At 55.0% G+C, this 24046-nt stretch carries 21 protein-coding genes; 8 read left to right on the forward strand and 13 right to left on the reverse strand.

What is annotated here, in order from left to right:
* Positions 1–7 precede the first annotated feature (7 nt).
* Positions 8–1408: a protein translocase subunit SecD gene (gene secD, locus KTE_RS18210; protein WP_201383278.1), complete on the reverse strand. Its 1401-nt coding sequence runs from the start codon at positions 1406–1408 to the stop codon at positions 8–10.
* A gap of 670 nt (positions 1409–2078) precedes the next feature.
* Between secD and KTE_RS18215 the strand changes: the two genes are divergently transcribed.
* Together KTE_RS18215 and KTE_RS18220 are read left to right on the forward strand one after the other, a co-directional pair.
* Complete coding sequence (locus KTE_RS18215) at positions 2079–2825, forward strand: ABC transporter ATP-binding protein (protein WP_201383280.1); 747 nt, start codon at positions 2079–2081, stop codon at positions 2823–2825.
* Positions 2822–5605 (forward strand): ABC transporter permease, encoded by a 2784-nt coding sequence (locus KTE_RS18220; RefSeq protein WP_201383282.1) that lies wholly within the window; start codon positions 2822–2824, stop codon positions 5603–5605. Before KTE_RS18215 ends, KTE_RS18220 begins: the two co-directional genes overlap by 4 nt.
* Positions 5606–5679: 74 nt before the next feature.
* Here the strand turns inward: KTE_RS18220 and KTE_RS18225 are convergent, their stop codons facing one another.
* The gene (locus KTE_RS18225; RefSeq protein ID WP_201383293.1) at positions 5680–6957 is read right to left on the reverse strand and encodes an alkaline phosphatase family protein; all 1278 of its coding nucleotides are present in this window, start codon (positions 6955–6957) and stop codon (positions 5680–5682) included.
* Between the two features lie 619 nt (positions 6958–7576).
* On the opposite strand from KTE_RS18225, the gene KTE_RS18230 reads away from it, so the two are divergent.
* The gene (locus KTE_RS18230) at positions 7577–8539 is read left to right on the forward strand and encodes a DMT family transporter (RefSeq protein ID WP_201383295.1); all 963 of its coding nucleotides are present in this window, start codon (positions 7577–7579) and stop codon (positions 8537–8539) included.
* A 54-nt stretch (positions 8540–8593) separates the two neighbouring features.
* On the opposite strand, the gene KTE_RS18235 is transcribed toward KTE_RS18230, so the two are convergent.
* Together KTE_RS18235 and KTE_RS18240 are read right to left on the reverse strand one after the other, a co-directional pair.
* A complete protein-coding gene (locus KTE_RS18235; protein WP_007911291.1) occupies positions 8594–8764 on the reverse strand; it encodes a hypothetical protein in 171 nt (56 codons plus the stop codon).
* A gap of 69 nt (positions 8765–8833) precedes the next feature.
* On the reverse strand, positions 8834–9190 hold the full coding sequence (locus tag KTE_RS18240; RefSeq protein ID WP_201369349.1) for a hypothetical protein: 357 nt from the start codon (positions 9188–9190) through the stop codon (positions 8834–8836).
* Positions 9191–9517: 327 nt separating this feature from the next.
* Here KTE_RS18240 and KTE_RS18245 point away from each other — a divergent pair, with 327 nt between their 5' ends.
* Together KTE_RS18245 and KTE_RS18250 are read left to right on the forward strand one after the other, a co-directional pair.
* Entirely contained in the window at positions 9518–10399 is an 882-nt protein-coding gene (locus tag KTE_RS18245) for a GNAT family N-acetyltransferase (protein ID WP_201383297.1), read from the forward strand.
* An 85-nt stretch (positions 10400–10484) separates the two neighbouring features.
* Positions 10485–11390: a protein DA1 gene (locus KTE_RS18250; RefSeq protein ID WP_201383299.1), complete on the forward strand. Its 906-nt coding sequence runs from the start codon at positions 10485–10487 to the stop codon at positions 11388–11390.
* A 74-nt stretch (positions 11391–11464) separates the two neighbouring features.
* On the opposite strand, the gene KTE_RS18255 is transcribed toward KTE_RS18250, so the two are convergent.
* From KTE_RS18255 to KTE_RS18265, 3 genes are all read right to left on the reverse strand, one after another.
* Positions 11465–12625 carry an AAA family ATPase gene (locus tag KTE_RS18255; protein ID WP_201383301.1) on the reverse strand — a complete coding sequence of 387 codons (1161 nt, stop codon included), beginning with the start codon at positions 12623–12625 and terminating at the stop codon, positions 11465–11467.
* 143 nt (positions 12626–12768) lie between these two features.
* Positions 12769–13563, reverse strand: a complete 795-nt coding sequence (locus KTE_RS18260; RefSeq protein ID WP_201383303.1) for an RNA ligase family protein — start codon at positions 13561–13563, stop codon at positions 12769–12771.
* A 407-nt stretch (positions 13564–13970) separates the two neighbouring features.
* Entirely contained in the window at positions 13971–15014 is a 1044-nt protein-coding gene (locus tag KTE_RS18265) for a DUF929 family protein (RefSeq protein ID WP_201383306.1), read from the reverse strand.
* 134 nt (positions 15015–15148) lie between these two features.
* Here KTE_RS18265 and KTE_RS18270 point away from each other — a divergent pair, with 134 nt between their 5' ends.
* Positions 15149–15727 carry a 3'-5' exonuclease gene (locus KTE_RS18270; protein ID WP_201383308.1) on the forward strand — a complete coding sequence of 193 codons (579 nt, stop codon included), beginning with the start codon at positions 15149–15151 and terminating at the stop codon, positions 15725–15727.
* 54 nt (positions 15728–15781) lie between these two features.
* Here KTE_RS18270 and KTE_RS18275 read toward each other — a convergent pair whose 3' ends face one another.
* Complete coding sequence (locus KTE_RS18275) at positions 15782–16243, reverse strand: TIGR03668 family PPOX class F420-dependent oxidoreductase (protein ID WP_201383310.1); 462 nt, start codon at positions 16241–16243, stop codon at positions 15782–15784.
* A 258-nt stretch (positions 16244–16501) separates the two neighbouring features.
* Here KTE_RS18275 and KTE_RS18280 point away from each other — a divergent pair, with 258 nt between their 5' ends.
* Both KTE_RS18280 and KTE_RS18285 read left to right on the forward strand, forming a co-directional pair.
* Positions 16502–17968, forward strand: a complete 1467-nt coding sequence (locus KTE_RS18280) for a glycosyltransferase 87 family protein (RefSeq protein ID WP_201383312.1) — start codon at positions 16502–16504, stop codon at positions 17966–17968.
* A gap of 264 nt (positions 17969–18232) precedes the next feature.
* Complete coding sequence (locus KTE_RS18285; protein ID WP_201383314.1) at positions 18233–19852, forward strand: molybdopterin-dependent oxidoreductase; 1620 nt, start codon at positions 18233–18235, stop codon at positions 19850–19852.
* A gap of 66 nt (positions 19853–19918) precedes the next feature.
* Here KTE_RS18285 and KTE_RS18290 read toward each other — a convergent pair whose 3' ends face one another.
* From KTE_RS18290 to KTE_RS18310, 5 genes are all read right to left on the reverse strand, one after another.
* Entirely contained in the window at positions 19919–20872 is a 954-nt protein-coding gene (locus KTE_RS18290) for a glycine betaine ABC transporter substrate-binding protein (protein WP_201383316.1), read from the reverse strand.
* A gap of 84 nt (positions 20873–20956) precedes the next feature.
* Positions 20957–21625: an ABC transporter permease gene (locus KTE_RS18295; RefSeq protein WP_201383318.1), complete on the reverse strand. Its 669-nt coding sequence runs from the start codon at positions 21623–21625 to the stop codon at positions 20957–20959.
* Positions 21626–21649: 24 nt separating this feature from the next.
* On the reverse strand, positions 21650–22306 hold the full coding sequence (locus KTE_RS18300; RefSeq protein WP_201369337.1) for an ABC transporter permease: 657 nt from the start codon (positions 22304–22306) through the stop codon (positions 21650–21652).
* 70 nt (positions 22307–22376) lie between these two features.
* Complete coding sequence (locus KTE_RS18305; protein WP_201383320.1) at positions 22377–23396, reverse strand: ABC transporter ATP-binding protein; 1020 nt, start codon at positions 23394–23396, stop codon at positions 22377–22379.
* 250 nt (positions 23397–23646) lie between these two features.
* Positions 23647–24024 carry a plastocyanin/azurin family copper-binding protein gene (locus KTE_RS18310; RefSeq protein WP_201369335.1) on the reverse strand — a complete coding sequence of 126 codons (378 nt, stop codon included), beginning with the start codon at positions 24022–24024 and terminating at the stop codon, positions 23647–23649.
* Positions 24025–24046 lie beyond the last annotated feature (22 nt).

Below are 24046 nucleotides of genomic sequence, written 5' to 3' on the forward strand. Positions count from 1 at the left end.
TCCTCCTCTAGACTGTGCCGTTACGGCGTGCAAGGGCCGCTTTGGGGGTGGCATTCCCCGGAAGCCCAAACAGCGCGGGATGGTTGACGACACCAGTCGGCACCAGCAGGTTCAGGAAGGTGCGGGTGACGGTGATGGCGGTGAACATACTAATCACGACGCCCAGGAACAGGGTAGTTGCGAAACCAACGATGATCGTCGCGCCGAAGTTTGTACCGAAGATGTAGAGCACGGCGCAGGTGATCATGGTCGAGATGTTTGAGTCGCGAATGGAAGGCCAGGCGCGTTTCCAACCAATGTCGATGGCGGAGGCGAGGAGGCGCCCCTCGCGCAACTCTTCCTTCACGCGTTCAAAGATGAGCACGTTCGCGTCTACGGCCATACCAATTGAGAGGACAAAGCCCGCGATACCTGCCAGTGACATCGTCACACCGATCATCTTAAAGACGGCCAGGGTCAACAGTGAGTAGAGGATCAGGGCCACATCAGCGAGAAAGCCGGGGAGGCGGTAGTACAGGAGCATGAAGAGCATAACGATACCCAGGCCAATGGCACCGGCGATCAAGCTCTTCGTGATTGAGTCCTGACCGAGGGTTGCGCCAACAGTTGACTCACTGGCAATGTCGAAGGAAATGGGCAGAGCACCAATCTTTAGCAACTGTACGAGCTGATTGGCATCGTCAACTGTGAAGTTGCCCTCGATGACACCGTTACCAGGCAATTGGCTATTAATGACGGCGGACGAGATGACCTTTTTATCCAGCGTAATCGTCATATACTTGCCGACGTTCTGGGAGGTATAGGTGCTCAGGCGACCGACCGCATCGCCACGCATACCAAAGGCGATGACATACTGGCTGGTCTGCGAATTTTGTTGGACGCCCAGAGAATTGGGGTCGAGGTCATTACCAGTGAAGAGCGGTTTGATGCTGCCATTGTTGTCGGCTGCGAAATCGCTGGGGTTTAAGGTCGCACCGTTCTGCAAGGGTGTGGTCCCGGTGTTCCAGATCTCAAGCTGGCCTGTGCGCAGCAGCGATTCAACATCTGCCTGCTGGTTGCCGCTATTGTAGCCAGGCAGCTCGACTACAATGCTTTTCTGACCGTCGAGCGTGGTCTGGGTGCGCACTACGGGCTCATTTACGCCCAGGCCCTTGTTCACACGCTGCTCGATCAGGTTGCGCGCGGTCGCCATCTCATCATCAGTGGGGTTCTGACCTGGCTTGGGGTTCAGCAGCACGCGTACGCCACCTTGCAGGTCGAGGCCCTGATGAAAGGTGAAGGGATTGTTAATACCGTATAAGGGCTTTCCACCCTTCTGGCTCGCTGCGTTTGGCCAGAAGACCGTGTAGGCTGCGCCCGCGGCTAATAGGATGATTAAAAAGAGGAGTGTGAGTGTTCCTCGGCGCATATGTACTGTTTCCTCTCACTCAATGTGTGGTGATACGTTGAAGTCTGTGCAATTAACTGCCCATCTTCCACCGAGCGCAAATAAAAGCGTTCTTTATGATTAGGAACGCAGACGCGCCTCTCTGATACCAGTGAAGTATAGCATAGTTGATTGCTATTGCCTATCCTGTTGTTGTGCCTTTGTGCCCGGATGCCTAAATCTATACTCGGCCCTGGATTATCTCAATCTATACTCGGCAAATATCATAAAAATTGCAGGGTCTTCCCCCTCCCAGGGGAAAATATGGCGCCAGCGACGAACATGAACATCTCTTTGTGCCCGATATCAACCTATTATAGCAAAAAAAACTCAAAGAAAGTCTGAGGGAAACCAATACCAGTCCAGGCGGCCAGGTGGAGCAAGCGCACCTGGCATGGGCCTGGAGAGATAGGAGTATGCAGACTAGGAGCTACCTGAGAGTACTATGCTTAGAAGTAGGGAGAAATCTCTACCTGAATTCAGGGGTAAAAGCCGTCTTCTAAAAGGAGCCACCGGAGAATGTGGCTAATAAACTATCTGAAAAAAACTGTGTAAGAAGTGTAACAATAGTAGAGATCTCTTCGTAGTAACTTACGATATATCGTTTTTGGCTATTATTGACTACCAAGTTTTAAAGGAGCTGCTGCTTTTTATGGAGACTACTGTGCAGGGTGTTTCTGGTGCGCAAGCCAGTAGCCATGAAATTGTCATGGATGTCCGCGATATCACGAAAAGTTTACCGCTTGGGCGTGAGCGAATTGAGATTCTAAAAGGGATTAGTTTTCAAATTCAGCGTGGGGAGTTTGTCTCCATCGTGGGACCCTCTGGTTCCGGTAAGAGCACGCTCCTGGGAATTATCGCTGGTCTGGATAATCCAACGACAGGCAATGTATTGATTGACGGTGTCGATATCGCGCGTATGACCGAGGGCAAGCTGGCGGTGGTACGCAATCAGAAGATCGGCATGGTCTTCCAGGCATATAACCTGATCCCAACCCTGACGGCGCAGGAGAACGTCGAGGTGCCGCTCTATGTAGGCAAGCACAAGGGTTCGCCCTCGGCGCGCGCCAAGGAATTGTTGGACCTGGTAGGTCTCTCGCATCGCCTGGGCCATCGCCCCAGTCAGCTCTCGGGTGGTGAGCAGCAGCGTGTCGCCATCGCGCGCTCGTTGGCGGCTGATCCTCCCATTGTGATCGCCGACGAGCCAACGGGTAACCTGGACGCGCGTAACGGTGAGAAGGTGTTGGAGTTGATCGCGACGCTGCGTGACCAGACTGGTAAGACTTTTATTATCGCCACGCATGATCAGAATGTGGCCTCGCATGCCGGACGAACCATACGTATCGTCGATGGGCTGATCGCTGAAATTGATAGCACCGGTGGGAGAATTGTGCAATGAAGGCCTCGATGTACTTTAACTACACCTCGCGCTCGCTGGTGCGAGGTGGGCAGCGTACGGTCCTGGCCCTCTTCTGCGTAGCGGTCGGCGTCATGGCGATTGTAGCCCTGCAGCTGGTGGGGCTTATGATCAATAATGCCTTTACCAGTAACGTGCGCGATGCCAACGGCGGCGATATTGCCGTCACCTCCAATAACCAGCCCTTTAATGGGGATGACCTGAAGTTCTTTGATACGCTTAAAAAAGATAAGGTCATTAGCAACTATACCCCGGTTGTGAATTCGCAGGCTTCCTCAGGCAGCGGCTCGATCTCCCTGCGGCAGTCCTTCTCGGTCCGCGTCGTTGATCCCAAGGTCTATCCCCTGGGGACGCCGCTGAGCGTGAAAGACCCGAAGAACGCGACCGTTGTCGACCTGTTGCAGAATAAGCAGATCATTGTTACCCAGGCCTTTGTCGATCAGTATCACAAAAAAGTGGGCGATGAACTCGATGTGCGTGTAACTTCGTCCGACCGCCAGGTGCGAGTGATTAAGACTAAGATCGCAGGCATTGTGGATAACAGTGGCGTGCTCTCCCAGGCGGGCAGCGTGGCGCTGATCTCCCTGGCCGATTATAAAGATCCTAACGCGAAGGTCGCGCAGACCTATGACACCGTCGATGTGAGTACTGTCGACAAGGCGCATATGAACGACGCGGCCAAAAAGCTGCGCGACAATTTCCCCATCGCGAATGTGCGCACCGTCGACGACGCCGTCAAAAATCAGCAGGCGACAATCGACAACATCCGCAAGTTCCTGGAGATCGCGGGTCTGTTGGCCCTGTTGATTGGTGGCGTGGGTATCGTCAATACCATGCAGGTCTTGCTTTCACGGCGCAAGACCGAGATCGCCATGCTCAAAACGACAGGCTACCGGCGCTTTGATCTCTACCTGCTCTTCGGGCTGGAGGCAGCGCTGCTGGGCCTGGTTGGTGGTGTACTTGGCGCTGCGGCCTCGGTTGGCGTGAGCTACCTGGTGCGCAACATTGTACAGAACACCTTCCTTTTGAATATTCCCTTTATACTGGACTACACAACGATTGTGGGCGGCGTAATCATAGGTGTTGCGACCTCGCTCATCTTTGGCCTCTTGCCTATCGTCCAGGCAGCGAATATTCGCCCGCTCAACGTCATTCGTGACCTGCCCGAGGGGAAAGGCGCGGGGAGCCTGGTCCTGACCGTCTTCCTGCTGCTAGTGCTCTCGGTGCTTTTCTGCGCCCTCTCGATTGTCATCCTGAACAATGATATCCGACTGGGCATAGGCGTGGTCTATGGCACCTTCATCTTTCTGGCCCTGCTGAGCGTCTTCTTTGGGCTGATTGTCTGGCTTATTAGCCGACTGCCTGTGCCAGAGCGCTTCTCCGTTGGCTACCTCTCTTTGATCGTCCTGGGAGTGGCCTTTGCGCTCTTCCTGTACTGGGTCTTGCCCAACTACCTGAACTTCCCTTACTTGCAGACGTTTGGCCTGATCTTCCTGGTCATCTCGCTGCTGGGCTTGCTGGTTGTGGTGTTGCCGCGTACATGGAAAGCAAATGTCAAAATGGCGCTGCGCAACATTGGACGGCAGCGTGCGCGCACAACGACTACCATGCTGGCGCTCTTTGTAGGCATCTTTACCATTGGCCTGATCTTGATCCTGGGCCAGGACCTGCGTGACCAGGTCAATGATGTCATCTCCAAGACGCTGAACTATAACGTGGTCTCGATCACCAGTGGCAATGATACGCAGAAGTTGCAGGATAAGCTCTCAAGCTTGAATGGGCTCTCCAGCTACCAACGTCGTACTCTGGCTTCAACCGTGCCGGTGGCGATCAATAACAAGCCCCTTCAGGAGATCCTGCCTAGCGAAGGCGATAAGGCCAAGTCGGGCCCGGGTTCGCTGGGCAGAGGTGGCGCACTCTACTTTCTGAGCGGAGTCGAGGGCTACGATGTGGGAAACAATCAGTTTCCTAGTACCAAGGACCTGCAGATTATCCAGGGGCGCAACCTGAACGCCAGCGATGAGGGAACGGACAATATCCTGATTGCCAGCGAGTTGGCCAACCTGGATCCCTTCCACTTGAAGGTTGGTGACAAGATTACCCTGGCGGGCCAGGATCGTGTCAGCATCAAAACCGTTACGGTCGTGGGCGTCTACCAGCAGAGTAGCCTGGGTGGGAGTCTCTATCCACTACTGGGAACGCGCAGCAGCGTCAAGGCGCTCTCGCCGGGAGGCGTCGAGCAGTCGGTTTTCTACATGAAGATCGATGCCAACAAGCTCAATAGCGCTGTAGATGCCATGGGCAAGACAGTTCCTAACGCCTTCGTGCTCAACCTGGCGAATATCAGTGATTTTGTCGATCAATTGCTGAACGATATCCTGCTCACGTTGACGACTATCGCCTCTCTCTCGCTAGTGGCGGGCGTTATTATCATCGCTAACGCGGTGGCGCTGGCCATGCTGGAACGCAGGCGCGAGCTGGGCATCCTCAAGTCGGTGGGCTATACCAGCAGTTCGATTCTCAGCGAGGTCATGATTGAGAATGGCGTGGTAGGTGGCACGGGCGCGCTACTGGCCATGCTACTCGTCACGGGCGCGATCAGTGTGCTGGGTGCCCTGGCCTTTGGCGCGACCTTCGGCGTAAGCGTGCCAATGGCGCTGGCCCTGATCCTGGGTTCGGCGGCACTGGCTATGCTCACCTCGGCCATCGTGGCCTGGGGCGCAGTACGAGTGCGCCCACTCGAGGTCCTACGCTACGAGTAGAAATAGTGTGTATACAAAGTGGGCGCGGGGTTCCGGTCGGAACCCCGCGCCCACTTTGTATACACACTATTGTATTACAGGGGAAGTGCTAGCAGCGGAATCTCCATCTCGTCGGGGGTCAGGCCGCCATGATGGCCCTGGAAATGCATATCGAAGGTGCCCTGCTCATACCACCAGACGGTCTCATGTTTGTAGGGAAGGATCACTACGTTGCCCAGGCGCGACAGGAGCGTCTGCGATGGGGCGCGCAGGCCAAAGAATTGCTGCGCGATCAGGCTGGCAACGGGATAGACCTCGGCCTTGTCCGCGAGATGCTGGCGTAGCAAGGCAACAACCTCGTCGACATAGGGTTCTTTCACATGCAAGAACATATCTCGCGGCGAGCCAGCAGGAATGAGCAGGCGTCCCTGGTGATTTGTCTTTAAGTAGCGTATGAGCTGAGGGAGCCGCTCATTAAGGTAATAGGTTGTACGTGGATTGACCGGCGTCTGTCCATGGTCGGCGCTCAGAAGGAGCAGCGTGCGAGGTGAACGCGAGGCTACGCGCTGGTAGAATTGCTCCATCTGCTGCATAAAAACGTCTATTTCTCGCTCGACCTGGGGTGAGAAGGGTCCATAGTTGTGACTGGCTGTATCGATGCGATCAAAGTAGAGAAAATAGTAAGTTGGCGCGGTAGGTGGCTGAACGAGCAAGTCTGCCAGTCCCCCTAAGGCTTCCTGGATGGTTGTATAAGGATGAACTTGTGCGCCACGAAAGACGATATCGGAGTAGGTCGATGGCGTATAGGCTTGATATTGAAAGATATGCGAGTTAACGCCCTCGTCCTGTAACGACTGGTAGAATGTCTGACGCGGGAAGAAGGCCGTTGCCGGTACCGAGGCGCGTTTGAGCGTATCGCGCACAACCTTGTCATCGGCATAGGAGAAGAGCAGGGGCGAGATGATGTTATCGACCAGCGGCTCATAGTAGTGCCACTCATAGACACCGCTCTGTCCAACCTCCAGGCCGGTATGAATACAGGTCACATGCGCGGCGGTCGTTGAGGGGAACTGTGAGGTAAGCTTGGAGACGACGCCAGAGGCCTGAGCCGTTTTGAGAAAGGCATAGCGCTCCGCGTGGCGTTTAAAGAGATGCCAGCCAAAGCCATCGACAAAGAGGAATACGACCTGCTCATAGCGTGTGGGCAGGTTATGGAGGATATCCGCTGGCAGAGCCATGGGCGTTGTCCCGGTTAGCAGCGCGCGAATGGTCGCGGGCAGATAAGCGAAGCAATAGGAGCCATAGCACGGTTTGACGAAGCGCTGAGAGAACTTCGACTGACTGACCGCTTTAATTGAGGCTGTGTTGAGCATGGCTGAACCTGTACTTCCTCTACTAGCTCTAGGCTCTTATTCCGAAACCCAACGTCACTCTCGTGACTAGCGCTTCGCGCTCAGGATTTCGGATAAGCAGTAGACAGAGATTCCTGCAAACTCGATGCAGGTTGGCAAATGTGGTCTGCTGTCTGCTTAACAGTATATCATGAAAAACTCTTCTATCAACTCCACAATTGGAAAAAGGTGTGCTCTAGATATCATATTATTTAATAGGGAGTTAAATAATTATTGATGCAATAGCAGGTACCATGCCAGGTTTAAGGATGTGCTGACTTGAGGCCAAAGCCTCAAGTCAGCACATCCTTAAACCTGCGAGCACCGCAGGCGCGAGAAATAGACGCCAGATGATGGAGCAAGAGGTATATGTGTATTTTGCACATATACCTCTCTCGTTTTTGCACTGAAGTAGAGATTTATCTAGAGGCACATGAGAAAGGGTGTGCGAGACGTTGCTGGCGCGCTTGCTTGTTCGTCGGGAGAAGTGTCCAGCCTATTGGACGCTCTATCTAGCTTATACTATCTGTCTCATGCGCGGGAAAAATAGAAAATAAAAAATGTCGGAGTCTCGCGCCGTCTCAAAGAAAGTCTTATTGCGGTGAAACTACAACGTGCTGATCTCGCTATTCTTCTGGCCAGTGTCCTCTGGGGACTAAATTTCTGTACTGTAAAAATTCTTGTGATGTATTTACCTCCTCTTCTAGTGGGTTTTCTGCGCTTTTTCCTCTCTACGCTTGTCATGATGGCGATGTTGAAATGGATGGAAGGGAATGTCAAGGTTGCCTGGAGAGATTTTGGCGCGCTGGTGGTCGCGGGTGTGCTGGGCTTTGGGGCGCAGCAGATTTGTTTTCTCTATGGATCGTACTTCGCTGAGGCCTCGATGGGGGCGCTACTGAGTGCCTTTACCAGCGCGATTATGACGCTTGTAGCCTCGCTGGTTGCGCGTGAGCGTATGACAGGCCTGATGATTGGGGGCCTGCTCGCGGCCTGCGGCGGAATGGTGCTGGTTGTATTAGGGAAGGGAAGTCTGGGCGCGATTACTCCTGCGAGCTGGATTGGCCTGGGTCTGTACTTTGTGGCGGGTCTCTTGAGTGGATTGATGCCCCTGCTGACGCGGCGCTCGCTGACGCGTTATTCATCCTTGCGGGTCACGACCTGGACGCTCTTCGTGGGTGGTGTGTTCTTCATTATTCCAGGAGGGGCTAACGTACAAAATGCACATATAAGCGTGTTGCCCCCGGTGGTTATTCCCGCGCTGCTCTTCACGGCGATTGGGGCGACGGCGGTGACCAATATGTGCTGGAACTATGGTCTTGCGCGCGTGGGCGTGGTACGCCTCTCTATCTATGGCTATCTCCCTTCAATTCTGGGTGTGCTTATGGCGGCTGCACTCCTCGGCGAGATGCTTACACCAGCCCAGTGGTTGGGCACAGCCTTAACAATGGGTGGCGTCCTGGTTTCACAGATCAAGGGCCTGGATATACGCAAGTTTGGCAAGTCTCTCTTTTCCAGGAAGGAAGAACTTGCCCTCCTGGTGGATGAGTATGCAGGGGGCGATTAAGCTGCTTAAAGCAGTAATGAGAAGGAGGGGTGCAGTCTGCGCCCCTCCTTCTCATTACTGCCCCTTCTTGTGATGAGACTCCTTGTGGTGTTTCATCACGGTACGAGCGGCTACCTCTTCGGCGCGGTCGCCGTAGCGGCCACTCTTCTCGGCAGATTCTTTAATGTGTTCGTACTGGCGCTGTTCTTTTGCGCCAACACCCTTCAAAGGTCTCTTCTGAGGCATAGAGCTACCTCCTCGTAGCGTAAGGCCCTTGTGTGGGCCAGGCTATTAGACGAGGGCGCTTACCGTTTACTACACCTCGGCGCGGCGATAGCGACGCCGGCGGGTCAGACCATAGGTCAGGAGGTGCCAGAGGGCGACCAGAATGATGGCGCCCAGTAGCGCCCGGAAAAGGGGTACACCAAACAACACGAAATCGCCGATGCCAGAGATGACAATTACTTGTGTCATCAGCCAGATGCCAACAAGAGCGGCGATAATGGCGCCCACAATCCCTAAAGGAAGGCGCCAACCAACAATATATTCAGCAACGAGACCAACAATGGCGGCGATAACCAGGTAGAGAATGATATTCCAGCCAAAGCTCCAGACATTATCCCCAAGACGGATCGTAATGCCATCCGCCAGCACAAACAGGGATGCTAACATAAGTGACCTCCTTGTATGTATAACGACGTGATGTAAATCATTGAAAATGCCTCAATATCAATGCTTAGCTATATTACGGAGTAACGTGCATTCTTGGTTTCAATTGGCTGAGATAGTCCTTCGCACCAGTGGTGCTCAGAGGAAAAGGGGTGTGGATGGAAAACAGCAAAGCCGTTTTTCCATCCACACCCCTTTTATCTCAATGTAGGATCCATACTGGCAAGAATAGGGGACGTGTTGGCGCGATGAGTGTGATTAATGGTATGCTTGAAAACAAGATTTCACTCATCGTCCTCATCATCAGGAAACGAAAGGTATTTATTGCGCATGGCAGACGGTAAACAGGGGTTGTTGCGGAAGCAGGGATTGGGAACAGAGGAGTTACAGGAGATCGAGCAGCTCGCGGCACAGTGTGAGCAGTATGAGCAACTGGAGATGAAGCTAAACTGGAATGTGCTACGCGAGCGCCCCGCGGGTGAGACAAACGACTTTCTCTATTATGAACAGGGCCGGCTCGTGGGCTACCTGGCGCTCTTCTGCTTTAATTCGCAAGAGGCCGAAATAAGTGGGATGGTGCATCCTGCATACCGCCAGAGAGGTATTTTTCGCACATTATTCCAGGCGGCAACCCAGGAGGTGCGTCGTCGCGGCGTTCCACAGATCCTCTGTATTGTTGAGCACAAATCGCAAGCAGGCCAGGCCTATATTCAGACGCTTGACACACGCTTCCATCATGCCGAATACAAAATGGTGCTACAAGAGCCACGCCTGCCGGGCAAGAGTATTGAGGGGCTGACCTTTAGACAGGCCCAGCCGGAGGATGGCATGCTCCTGGCGCATATTACGGCGGTGGCCTTTGATATGCCGCGTAGCGAGGTAACCTGGTATAGCCAGGGGAATGGGAATGTAAATTTAAGGCGCCCATCCTATCTAGCGCAACTGCGCGATGTCTATATTGGGAAACTGGATGTCTCGCTGGGTGAGCAGGAAGCCTATATTATTGGCTTTGGGGTGTTGCCAGAATTCCAGCACCGGGGCTATGGGCGCCAGTTGCTGGCCTACGCTATCCAGGAGACCCTAAAGCGTAATCCTGGGCGTATTGTGCTGGAAGTCATGACGGAGAACCAGGGGGCGCTCTCGCTCTACCAGTCCTGCGGCTTCCAGGTCGTCACCAGTTATGATTACTATAGCTATCCAGTCAGCCGCTAAATTATAAGGTCCAGGCTGGCTTGGACTCCGAGCGAAGCGACAATGTAATGAACACGATGCCAGTTGCTAAAGAAGTGAGATAAACATGGGGCAGCCAATTTGTAAGGCCTGTGGGCAGCCTATTGCAGGTCGCTTTCTGACCGCCCTGGATGCGACCTGGCATCCTGAACACTTCCTCTGTGCCGCTTGTAAGCGCCCGATTACGGATGCACGCTTTACGCCGCACCAGGGGCGGCCATATCACCAGGATTGCTATGCACGCGAGATCGCGCAGCATTGCGTCTATTGCGGAAAGCCGCTCCTGGGCATGTACCGGATGGATTACTGGGGCAATGCGTTTTGCCAGGAACATGAGAACGCATACCCGGCGTGCGACTTTTGTGGCCGCCTTATCCTTCCCCAGGACCAGGAGCGCGGTGCCGAGGTGGTACGCTGTCGCGTCTGCCGGGCCAGCGCCATCGAAACGGTCGAAGAGGCCCGCCCGCTCTTTAAACAACTCATTCAATGGGTGGGCGCACAAGGGTTGCGCTATCATCAGCTCCCGCTCAGCCTGGAACTCTGTACGAAAGCGAAGCTGCGCCACTATTTGCACGAGAATGGGCCGACTCATTCGCTGGGCGCGACCATGAGTGTCTCCTACACCCAGGAGGGGCAGGCCCTGCGCTCTGAGGTGAGCGGGGTCGCGGTCTTGCAGGGCCTGCCCGCGCTTGTATTTGAGAGTGTGGTCGTGCATGAACTGGGCCATGTCTGGCTAGTGGTCCAGGGCGTCCCTCGGGCAGAAGCGTGGCGCGAAGAGGGCTTTTGCGAAGTACTCTCCTACCGCTATTTACGCTCCCGGGATACGGCGGAGAGCCGCTTTCGCGCTGAGAATATGGAGCGCAACCCCGATCCTATCTACGGCGAGGGCTTTCGCCGCATACAGGCGCTAATTGAGCGCAAAGGCTTTGCGCGCTTCATCGAAGAACTGGAGCACAGCAAACGCTGGCAGTAATAATATAGTATACAGAAGGCGCCTTGCATGTGTCATGACACATGCAAGGCGCCTTCTGTATACTATATATTGTTTTACATGTTTTCGATCCATTCGACCTGCTGAGCTTCTGTCAGGTCGGGGACCTCTAGTTTGTTTAGCAGGCGCTGCAAGACGGCCTCTGGCACATAGGTGCGGCGAGCGCGATTGCGTTCCAGGAGTTGTGGGAGAGATGCATCAAGGTAGACCAGCCGCACGCGCGCGCCATAGGAGACGAAGAGGTCAATAAGTTGCTGCCGCAACTGGTGTGTAATATTGGTCGCGTTCCAGGCGAAGGCCATTTTTTGACGAAGCATGACCCGGGCCCGCTCACGCGCAGCCTGGATAACGCGGCCCTGATCATCGGTCGGGGCGATATGTAGCTCCCTGCGTAGCTCATCAAGCGAGACGACTGGCAGTTCCGGCACATTGGTTTTGAGCCAGGTATCCTTCCCGCTGCCAGGCAGGCCCGACATCAGCACCACCTCAAATTGCGTCTCGTCATAGGCGACATAGGACGGATCACTCTGCTCCTTTTGAAAGTAGGTGAAGCGGCTATGCGAGGTTGCGAACTGGCGCGGCGCGTCATAGCACTCCTGCTCCTGGCAGAAGGCATTGAAGAGCTCAATGCGCGTGAGTAGCTCGTCTTGATCGGCACAGATGCGACCCCGCACATCCGCCTCAGCCAGCAGGGTGAGATGAGAGAGCCGCACGCTCTGGCTGGCCTCAATCACGCTCCGCTGGGGGTTAGGGCTATCCAGAAAGCGCAAGGGAAGTCCATGGAAGCGCACAAGGCGCGCGATATATTCCCTAGCCTGGAGCGCGACGGGCGGGAGTTCCTGCCCATCGCAGAGTATCCGACGCGTAAGCAGCTCGCCCTTCCGGGCGTGCCCACGCGAGGAGATGCGCCCATCGGCTGCCAGGTGTGTCATCGCGGGCTTTCCCACATCGTGGAGTAGAGCCGAGGCAAAGAGTAGCGAGCGCTCAGAGGCGGGAAGGCTGCGCCAGGATGGGAGCGCGATCATAGCCTCCGCGACCATGCGCGTATGGATAAAGACATCGCCTTCGCCGTGATATTCTGGCTCCTGGGGCGTACCCGCAAGGTCGCGGACCCAGGAGAAGCTCTCTGCCAGGCCTTTCCAGTCTAGCTTCCAGTCTGGTGGCTGAGGCGTGAAAGGAAAGGTCCAGGTATCTGCTGGTTGGGTGTTTGCTAACATGCTATGATCCTCGTGTTGACTCTTGCTGACGGTTTATAGATCTTCTTCCGAAACCCAACGTCACTGGCGTGCCTAGCGCTTCCCCCATTCGGGGGCAAGCGGTGGCACAGCAAGTGCGCTCAGGGGTTTCGGATCAGAAGATACTAGAAAAGCTCGACGCCCGGGCGGAGGCGATTGGGAAGGATGGGGCGATCCAGCCAGTGGCTCTCCGAGTCAGAGATGGTCTGGAGAAAGCTAGAGCGCACATATTTGTAGCGCTCTTTGACCTCGCCTTGTTCCTCCACTTTGATATACAGCCCCTCCATCAGGGGCGAGGTGTCCGTCTCCTTCAGGACGCGCTGAACGTCCAGCCCCCGACTACGACAGTTTGCCTGCAAGATATCCAGGTGCTCCTCGTTGATAAAGTGAGAGTGCCCAATCAGGGCCGTTAAGTCCTGGAGCGTCTGAATGGTTCCAGTGTAGAGCACCTTCACCGAGACGACGAACGGGAGCGGGCGTAGCAGTTCCTGTCTGCGTTGTGTGCTCAGAAACCGTCCGGTAGGCTTGTCGAGGACATCGAACTCCATAAAGTAGTGGGGCAAATCGGTATAAAAGACGGTGTGCTTGGCATAGAGCCACTCGCCATAGAGCACATAGCGTTCGCCCAGGACATCCCATAGTTCAAAGGTATAGCGACTGGCCCAGGTCTTGAAGAGATGGAACTGCTTCTCACGCGGACCCCCGTTCAGGAAGTGTCCCCGGCTCTGGAGGAGAAGCCGTCCCTGGCTATCAAAGCTAATCGCGGCATTGGCCCCATCCATCTTTTCTTCAACGACGAGATAGTGACCGGCGAACTCCTGGAGGGGGATAAGCGCGAGATCTTCGTCTCCGCGTTGTATACCTGAACCCTCGATATGCTGTGTGCGTGGATATTTGTAGATATTAATATTGGTACTCATGACGGCATAGCATCCTTGTCTGAAAAACCTGGAGGGAATAGTATAGAGAGCCGGCAGAGACACGCCAGGCGCTCTGCTGGTAGCACTGCCTGCTTAATTGCTCAGGCAGAAGGGTTGAGGGTGGTCAGGGCAAAGGGATTATGGCACCGGAGCCGGAGCCGGAGCCGGAGTCGTCTGCTGCCGGGTGAGAAGCAGGTGGGTGCATATGAGGGCGCGCTGAGACAGATCTCCCCTGGCTGTTTGATGTATCTGATGCATATGTCTCTCTTCCCGGCACTAAAAATATATCTCTGCTAAAAAGAATAGTACCATATACATGAGCCTTATGTACAGGGGAATTCCTGGTATGTTGAAGATGAGATGGTTGGTGAGCAATTGCCCATCAATCATCTCATCCCCAACACAATCTAATCCTCGCGGCGAGGGAAAAGGGCCTCGGGGGCCTGGGACATGGCCAGTTGGTCACTGCCCTGGGCCTCGGGCAGAGCCTGTTGGAGCGCGGGAATGGGATCTGCCTTACAGACTGAGGCGGGCTGGTTATTGGTGGCCTTGCAGATGGCTGCTGTAAAGGTATTAGCCACGCCCAAAATGCTTTTGGAAACGTCGGAGCTTGAGTCTGAAAGCTTCTCCGCAATCTGCTTCTGTGAGAGGTTGGAGATGACCTCAACATTAAAGCTAGGGCCAATCGCGAGATACTGGTTAGCGATATCCACGAAAGGGAAGCCGCCAGCGTATTGCTTGTCAATGTAGGGTGGTCCGTTATAGGTGTTAATCAGCTGTTGTTGCTCGCTAGTGGGCGTCTGGAGTGGCTCATAAAAGTTGCCAGAGCGCTTGTTGGTAAACTGCTCGACTGTGTCCAGGTCGATATAGTTGCTTTGATATTTGCTGCCATAGAAGCTGACAGTTGAGAGACTGGGTGGGCTATCCTCAGCGGCCGAGGTGGTTTGTGGCAGAGCGCTAAAGGTTCCAAAGCGGCTCAGGGCCACGACCAGCGCCCAGCGCTCCCCTGCGCAGTAGGGGCAGAACTCGGCGCCAGAGTAGAAGATCTTGGGCTTGCCATTGGCGCCTGTCAGAATGGGTGGCTTATTCTGTGTGGCCTTGAGGAAGGGCTGCACTCCGCCATCGCCCACCGTGCTCAGCGTTGCGGGATCAATGCTGGTCACCGCTTTGAGAACCTCGGGATCGGTCGGGCCGGAGGCACCCGGGGCTTGATTTTGCTGGCCTACATAAATAAAGATGCCAATAACGGCGAGAAGGGCGAGGAGAATGCCACCAATCAGAAGCCAGAGCGATCTGCGCTGGCGGGTCGCGCGACGCCGAACATTTCGACCTGTATTTCTATTTGGACCGCGATTGGAGCCGGGCGAGGTGGGATGAGGGCGTGCCTGTGTCTCTCCTCGCACAGGACCAGAGGTGGGCGGCTGTGCATTTTTCTTCCGGGTTTTTGCCATAGTGCATGCCTTTCAATGAGTGTGAGTGTGTCAGGGTGATTATAGCATTATCTTTCTGCCTGGCCCATTCTGGTACCTGCTTCCTATGTGTGGGAGGTCTGATAGCTAACGATGAGAAGAAAGGATTGCATAATATGCCAAAGAAATTGTTGGATCAGCTTCTGGTAATTGATATTGAGGCGACCTGCTGGCAGGGAGTTCCTCCAAATGGTCAGGAGAATGAGATTATCGAAATTGGGCTTGTGCCGCTAGACCTCGTGACGGGGCAGCGCCTGGAGAAGCGCAGTATCCTGGTACGTCCTGAGCGCTCGCGTGTGAGCGAGTTTTGTACTGAATTGACTACTCTGACGCAAGAGCAGGTCGATGGAGGCATCACCTTTGCCGAGGCTTGTGGGCTTCTGCGTGAGGAGTATCGCTCCCGGGAGAGGGTCTGGGCTAGCTATGGCGATTATGACCGGAGCATTTTTGAGCGCCAGTGCCGTGAGCGCAAGGTTGCCTACCCCTTTGGCACGCGGCACCTCAATATTAAGACACTCTTCGCTCTCAGTTATGCCCTGCCCAGCGAAATTGGCCTGGAGGCTGCCTTGCATACCATGCGCCTGCCACTGGAGGGGACGCACCACCGGGGCGATGATGATGCCTGGAACAGTGCCGCTATTCTGGCCGAACTGCTCCGCCGCAGCCGAGAGGGACGAGGCGAGCCTCTCGACTGAGGCGAAAAAAAAGGTGCTCCAAAGCGTGTTATGAAATGGTGAATGATATGGAGTTCACTCGCCCTTGTTCTGGTTGTTGAGTGCAGGCCCCCAGGCTGAAATATGTGTGGGCGTGAGCATGATCACAGGTTGCTGTTCCAGGAGCATAGCACGGTACTGGATATAGCGTACCCGCAGGAGCTTGAGCGCGTGGGCGTGCGCCTCGTGTCCGGGATCAATCAATTCGGCGTGACAGTGAACCTGGACATAGCCCAGGTGGCTCCAATCATCTTCGTACTGGTCAATAAGCAGGGCTACCTCAGGGCGGGCTTGAATATTGCGCACGCGCTGGAGCCGTGTTGGCGAGACGCTCTTCGGCTTTTCGTCGAGCGGTGTGTAGAAGCGTTGTCCGTCAAAGGCATAGCAGACGGGTATAGCGTGTGGCGTCCCCTGGGCATCTGAGGTGGCCAGACGAGCGACACGCTGGTGACGGACAAACGTCATCTCTGTTTCAGTGAGTGGTGCTTGATGATGCATGTTTCTTATACTTTGTTTGTAAAGGAATTTTATTGTGTAGTTCTAGATACTCTAGGCACTCTAGATATTATAGTTTCAGCACCTACCCATGTGGCAAGGGGAAAAGAAAATTTCTTTGCTGGTTTGCATGACCTTTCCCACCCACATCCCCTTACCAGAAGGCTCGCGTAGAGAGTCGAGGCAGAGACCAGCGAAGAATGGAAAAGCAATGGATGGGTAGATGTTGAGGTTGTTTCTGGTAGAAAGGCTTTCGTAGATATGTCCTTAGCGCAGATTACAGAATCCTCACGGATGCAGGCGAGTGAGGAGATCCGGCGTTTTAGCTGGCGCTTCCCTTTATTGCTTGTGTGCTTGCTTGCGACCCTGACCTGGCAAGTGGTGATGCGTGTAAACGCGCCCGCGGCCGATACTCCGCTCAGTCTCTTTCTGGCCTTGTATGTGGGAAGCTTCCTACCTTATGGCCTGGCCTGTGCGTTGATCTTCTGCACGCCAGCGCCGCGAGGTCGCCAGCGTTGGCTGGAGTTGTGTGCCATCCTGCTGAGTGGACTGCTGATGCGTGCGCTTTTTCTGCCGCTGGAACCCAACCTTTCGCGTGATTCCTGGCGCTACCTCTGGGATGCCAGGGTCACATTACTGGGCTATAGTCCCTACGTCTATGCTCCTTTTGATCCCCACTTTGCGCACATACGCGACTTTATCTTTGCGAACAGCCGCTTTCGTACGGCCCCCTCTATCTACCCCCCCGTGGCGCAGGGTATCTACCTTCTGAGCTATCTCCTGGCGCCGAGCAATCTGCCTTTCCTCAAAGGCATCTTTGTGCTCATGGATCTGGTAAGCTGTGGTGGAATCGCCTACTTGCTTGCGCGACGCGGTGGCGATTGGAGCCGCTGCATCCTGTATGCCTGGTGTCCGTTGCCGATCATCGAGTTTGCGCTCCAGGGTCATGTTGATGCCAGCACCGTCATGTTCTGTGTCCTGGCGGTGGTCTGTGCCCAGGGAAACTGGCGTGGGAGTCGCGTGGCGACTGGTCTCTTTATCGCCCTGGCCACGCTCACCAAGATCTACCCCATCCTCCTGTTGCTGGTGTTAATGCGGCGTCGTGATTGGGCTATGCTCCTGACCTGCGTGTTAACGATCTTTCTGGCATATGTGCCATATCTTATCCTGGGGCATGGCCAGGTGCTGGGCTTCTTCTCCACCTATGCGAGCGAGCAGCAGCCAAACGCTGGCCCGGTCTACCTCATCCTGGCGAAGTTGCAGACCCTCATTCCCAATCTCCTCGCGGCTAAATTGCTCTTCTACGCCAGTGAACTTGTAGTCATGGGAGGAGTGGCGCTAGGTGTCCTATGGATGCGCTGGCGTAAACGCATCAGCGTTGAAGCAAGCGTACTTGTGCTCTATGGCGCGGTCTTCGCGGCCTCCTCGCATATCTTTCCCTGGTATGTGCCGACGCTCCTGCCCTGGATCACCCTGCTCTTTCCTATAGCGTGGCGCCCTGAGCGGCGGACTCTTAGCATCGGACTGGCAGCGCTGGCCGCTTGCTACTTTACCTGTGCCACACTAGGCAGCTACTTCGCGCACACCACACCCGACTGGAATCTCTACTACCTCCTTGCCTATCTGCTACCCTTGTTCCTCCTGGCCTGTGCCGTAGTCCTGGCACGTTGGCGTCATAGACGCATCAGTGGGAAGGGAATACTAGCAGCAACGCCCCTCCACAAGTAAACATACCAGTTAAACGTAAGTCATCCCAGACTTTTGTCATCCCAAACTTTTGTTATCCCAGACTTTTCACAGTACGTGGTGTAAAAATGCCGCAGGCATTTTTACACCACGTACTTGAACTCTCTGCGAGCCACGTAGTGGCGAGAAGTCTTAAGTACACAAAACGAACTTTTTTTAGGTTGCAAAAGGAGGTATCATTAAGCGTGTCAGCGAAGAGAGATGTGTGTCTTTTCCTTATGCTCAAACAGAAGTCAGGGAACCTATATGCAAAACAAACAAACGCAGGAGCGCCCACGTTCCGCGTCTCCTAAATCTCTATCGAGGGCGGGAGCCATCCTCTTCTCTTCGCTATGGGGACTATGTGCAGGTCTGATAGCAAGCCTTCTGGCCGTGGTTACCATGGGCGTGCTGTTCTTCGTTGCTGGCACGCCAACGCCCCCGGAGCTATTCGGGGATTATGTCCTCAAACATATTGATGTTGGCACCTTTATCCGGCTCTTAATCATGTTCTCTCCCAACTCGAAGACGACGCCGCTTGGACTGGCCCTGCTGGCCATGATCGCCATTGGCACTGTGTTAGGCCTGGTATATGCCTTCCTGGTCCGGGTGCGGCTCCCCGCGCAAGGTGCGCGACCAGGGCGTAGAGAGTGGGTCGTCGCGCTGCTGCTGACCCTGCTTATGACCCTCACCGGTGTATTGCTCTTCAATGAAGAGGTGCGGCAGAACCATTACGGTCTACCTGTCCTATGGGCAACCATCGCGACTGACCTGGCATTCCTACTCGATTTCGCTGTGTACGGTATCGCGCTCTGTCTCCTCTACCGCCTGCTCCTGCCAAAGCAAGCGGCTGAGAACGAGGAAGAGGGTGTACGCAGGCGCAGGCAGGCGCTCTCGCGTGTGGGCGTGGCCGCGCTGGGCCTGGTGAGCGCGGGCGGTGCGGCGGGCCTGCTGCGAGGCTACCTCAACGAATACGCGGCCTATGATGGCGTCAAGACGGTCTCCAATGGCGAGAAGACCGTTCCCATTACGCCTAATGACGGACACTATATCGTCACGCAGAACACTGTTGACCCCAATCCCAATATTAACCTGTGGCGCCTGGAGGTGAATGGGCTGGTCAAGCGCGGAGGCACCTATACCTATGACGAGGTGCAGCGCTTGCCCTCGACCTCGCGCGCGATCACCCTGGAGTGTATCGCCAATGGTCCAGGCGGGCATTTGATGGGAACCGCCGTCTGGCAGGGAGTCACACTCAAAACCTTGCTTGAGCAGCATGGAGGCGCGCAGCCCGAGGCCACGCATGTCGCCTTCTATAGCGTCGATGGCTATACCGTCAGCCTACCGCTCAAAGAGGTCCTGGAGGCGGATGCCCTGCTCGCCTGGCGTATGAATGGAGCAGAGGTTCCGCAGAAGCATGGCTACCCCATGCGTGTGTTGGTTCCTGGTCGCTATGGTGAGGAGAATCCCAAGTGGCTCACGCGCGTCGAGCTGACCAATCATTTTGTCGGTGGCCTCTATTCAGATCAGGGTTGGTATAATGGTCCGTTGCACATGACCAGCCGCATCGACTATCCACGAGAACGCGTGGCCTTGGGAGCAAGCGTCGAGGTTGGTGGCATCGCCTATGGGGGCGACAAGGACGTCCAGCGTGTCGAGGTTAGCGTCGACGATGGACAGACATGGAATGATGCCACGCTCACCACGCGGCTCTCCAAAGATGCCTGGGTCTTCTGGACCTGGCAGTGGAGGCCGCAGCAGGCTGGCCGCTACACGCTGGCCTGTCGGATGACCAACGGCGTAGGCGAGGTGCAAACGGGGAAGATTCAAGGCACGGTCCCCAAAGGCTCGACCGGCTACCACAAGGTCACTATTGAGGTGAAGTAAAACAAAAAGAGAGAGGGTGTGGAGGCGACGCTGCCTCCACACCCTCTCTCTTTGTAATGTGTTTGCTTAGAGCAGGCCCTGTTGCTTCAGGAAATCGGTGGCGACCAGGGTCACAGCACGTGAGACCGAGGCTCCATCGCTTTTCTTCTGCGCCACCTGGGTCTGCAACTGAATGCTGACATCGGTGGTCAGTTTGGGCGCCAGGGGATTGAGCACCGAGGCGATATCAGGATACTTCTGGGCGATATCGTTGCGCACCACGGGGGCGGGATTGAAGGCCGGGAAGCCGTTCTTATCGTCCTTCAAGAAGACGAAGCCACCCTGGGGCACGGTCGCGTCCGTACCGTAGCAGACGGTGATCTGGGCCTTGTCGCTCTTTACAGCGTCGAAGCCCAGAGCATAGTCGACGGTCTGAGTGCTCTTGAAGCTCTTGGTGGTGAGACCATAGACCTTCTGTAGACCGTCAACGAACGAGACACCATCGCTGGGTGAGGTCAGCGCCAACTGTGAGGCCTTGGCCTTCACATCCGAGATGGAGGTGAGGTTGAGCTTCTGCGCGGTCTCTTTCGAGGTGCAGAGCGCATAGCCATCATTGAGCGGGGCTGCATCCAGCCAGGTCAATTTATAGTTCGTATTGAAGCCATCCTTCACCGCCTGGTAATCCTTCTGGGGATCATAGGTGGTGGGCACCTGCAACTTGTTCAGGCCAGTGGCAGTGAACTCAGGATAGATATCGATTGAGCCACTACTGATGGCCTGAAATACGATATTGCTATTGCCCAGGGCGGGTTTCTCCGTGACCTTGTAGCCAGCTTTTTGCAGCAGGAGCGTATACATCTTGGTGAGCAACTGCGACTCTACGTCCAGTTTGCCGCCGACGACGAGGTTGCCCTTGGGCGTGCTGCCGCTGCCAGTGTTGCTGGAGGATGAATTGCCGCTCGTGCCACAGGCCGAGAGCAGCATCAGCAGGACCAGGATCAAGGCCCCAGCAGATTTGATTTTCAGTGAACGTAAGGACATAAAAAAACTTCTCCTTGTTTGGAAAATCACAAAGAATAGATCGCGTCTCCTCTCCAGGGAAGAAGAGCAAACACGAGGGATCGATCAGGAAACCTGAGACTGTGGCGTGCCGCTTGCCTCGCGCAACCCTGCGGGAGTGAGCACACGTTGCAGAATCTCCATGAAGCCCTCTACAATCAAGGCGATAATCGCGACCGGGATCGCACCAGCGAGAATCTCGGTGTTGTCGAGCTTGTAGAGGCCATCGACAATATAGACGCCATACCCATCGGCACCAATAAAGGCGGCAAGCGTCGCGGTAGCAATAATCTGGATCGCGGACGTGCGAATGCCGGCGGCAATAATGGGCATCACGAGTGGGGCCTGGACGCGGCGAATAATTTGCCAGGTCGTCATGCCCATACCCCTGGCGGCGTCGATCATGGCCGCATCGATGCTACGCAGCCCGGTATAAGTATTGAGCAAAATGGGTGGAATACCTAGAATAATCAGTGCCACTGCCGCAGGTGTAAAGCCCAGGCCTAGATAGGGCAGAACCGCGATTAAGAAGGCGATGATCGGGATGGCGCGCATCAAGCCACTGAGGTTGATGGCGATAAAGCCTAGAATGGCGCTGCGTGAGACCACGACCCCCAGGCCGACACCGATCACAATAGCGATCACAATGGTAAAGGCGCAGATTTGCAGGTAGGTCGTCGTCTCATAGAGAAAGTTATGCGACGGATCGGCGATATAATTCCAGATGCTGTTCATACGTAAGACCTCTCTTCCTCTCCCTTATGCCACCGAAAGCGCGCTACGACCACGGTTGAGCAGGGTTTGTACGCCCAGCAGTAGCAGGTCGGTCACAATCGCGAACAGGCTGAGCAGAATGGCTCCCGCCAGGACAGCATCCATATCGCGGCTGGTGATGTTTTTAAAGATCAGGTCGCCCAGGCCGCCCTCACCTACCAGGGATGCCAGGGCCGCGATACCGATAATGGTTACCGTCGCGATGCGTATGCCCGCGATAATTACCGGTAGCGCCAGGGGTAGGGTCACGCGAAAGAGGAGCTGCGTTCCGTTCATACCCATCGCGCGCGCCGTCTCAATTAAGAGCGGATCAATGCCATTGAGCGCGGCGGAGGTGTTGCGGATCAGCACCAGTTGTGTGTAGAGAATGAGCGGAATAATAGCCGTCGTAAAGCTCAGACCCGTAATGGAGATGAGCACCCCTAGCAAGGCCAGGCCGGGAATGGTATACAGCAGGTCCATAAACGTAATCACCGGCAGCGCCAGCTTGCGATAGCGCGATATCAGGATTCCAAGTGGGATCGCGATAACCAGCGAGATCAGCATACTAACTCCCACCAGGAAGGCGTGTTGTGAAAGCAGGTTTGGGATGCTCTCCGGGTCCGTCAAATCATAATTGTAAGCGCTCAGTAAATAATGCATAACACTCCTCGTCCTTCAAAAGCGCAATGGAATACATCATCGCGGCATATATAAGCCTTGCGAGACAGAATCAGGCGCGAGACCCTTCTGGCTGGTTAGGTTGGGACTGCTGGCCGCGATGACGTGAAATCTCGCGGTTAATGCTGGCAAGGGTGATGTTGCCTTGAGGTTGAGTGGAGTCAGAGTTGGTGACGGTGAGTGCGGGAGAGCCGGTGGAGAGGAGTTGAAGCATTGCATCAAGCAGAGTTGCATCTGGTGAGCAGGTAGCCGCATCGCCCCAGTGTGCCGACGAAACCGCCTCAGGCCGGTTATCAAGCGCTGTTGAAACGGGCAGGTATTGTAGCTGGCGTAGAGTATTATCCGCGCCCACGAGCTGGCTGACAAACCCATTAGCAGGACGCGCGAGCAGTTCCACAGGCGAGCCAATCTGTACCAGCTTGCCCTCAGACATGACGGCGATCTGGTCGCCCAGCTTAAATGCCTCATCGATATCATGCGAGACGAAAAGAATGGTCTTATGTACGTCGCGTTGAATGCGCTGAAGTTCGTCCTGCATGCGCGCACGTGTAATTGCGTCCAGGGCGCCAAAGGGCTCGTCCATGAGCAGAATCGCCGGGTCGGTAGCCAGGGCGCGGGCCAGGCCAACACGCTGCTGCTGCCCGCCAGAGAGCTGGCGCGGGAAGCGCTTGCGATAATCCGCTGGTGGCAGTCCCACCAGGTCCAGTAGCTCATCAACGCGCTTGTTGAGGCGCTGTTTCTCCCAGCCTCCCGCGATTTCAGCGGTGACGCGGACATTTTCCCCTACCGTCATATGCGGGAAGAGACCCACCTGCTGAATAACATAGCCAATGCGGCGGCGCAACTGGATCGTGTTCTCCTTGAGCACATCCTTCCCATCAATGATGATCGCACCCGAGGTTGGCTCAATCAAACGATTCACCATACGCAGAAGGGTGGTCTTGCCGGAGCCAGAGGTGCCAACAAGCACGCAGGTGCTTCCTTCAGGTACTTCAAAGCTAACGGCATCGACGGCCGGTTTTTGCGTTTTGGGATAGAGCTTGGTAATTTCTTGAAAGGCAATGGTTGCCATAAATAAAACAACTCCCTCGTCTTAGCTTACTATCTTTAAAATACCGAAAAGACCAATAGCCCCGGGCTAGCTGGCACAGAAAATTGCTCACCAGAGTCTATAACACAATGGATGAGCCATTTTATGCCCAAAAAACCTCTCTATATTATACGAGACGGCTTATAATTTGGTTGAGATATGTCGTTGCCAGGCGGCTAGCAAGCAAAAAGCAGCGGGAGGGCTTGCCCTCCCGCTGCTTTTTGCTTGCTAGCTATTTCACCACGACAGTAAGATTCATTCCTGGATGGACGGTGCAGTAGAAGTGAAAGGTGCCGGCGGTATTAAAGGGGCCAACGGCCTGACTATCGTTCCCATTAAATTGGACATTGACCTGAGGAGCGCCATTTTCGGTAAGGGCCTTGGCCGTGTTATCCTGCCAGGTCCCATTCGCGACAACGTGTACCATGGAGACATCATTGACAATATTGACCTTCTCGCCTTTATGGATGGTGATGGAGGCGGGTTCAAAGGTCAGTTCTTTCATATGGACGCTATTGGGGAGGTTGCTCGTGTTGCCTCCCGTAGCGCAGGCCGCAAAGAGCGTGGCGACTGTGCAGCAAAGGAGGAGTAGCGCGATTAGCTTTTTCACAGTTTGAGAATCTCCTGGAAAT

It is taken from the genome of Ktedonobacter sp. SOSP1-85, from assembly GCF_016587415.1.
Taxonomy (GTDB): Bacteria; Chloroflexota; Ktedonobacteria; order Ktedonobacterales; family Ktedonobacteraceae; genus Ktedonobacter.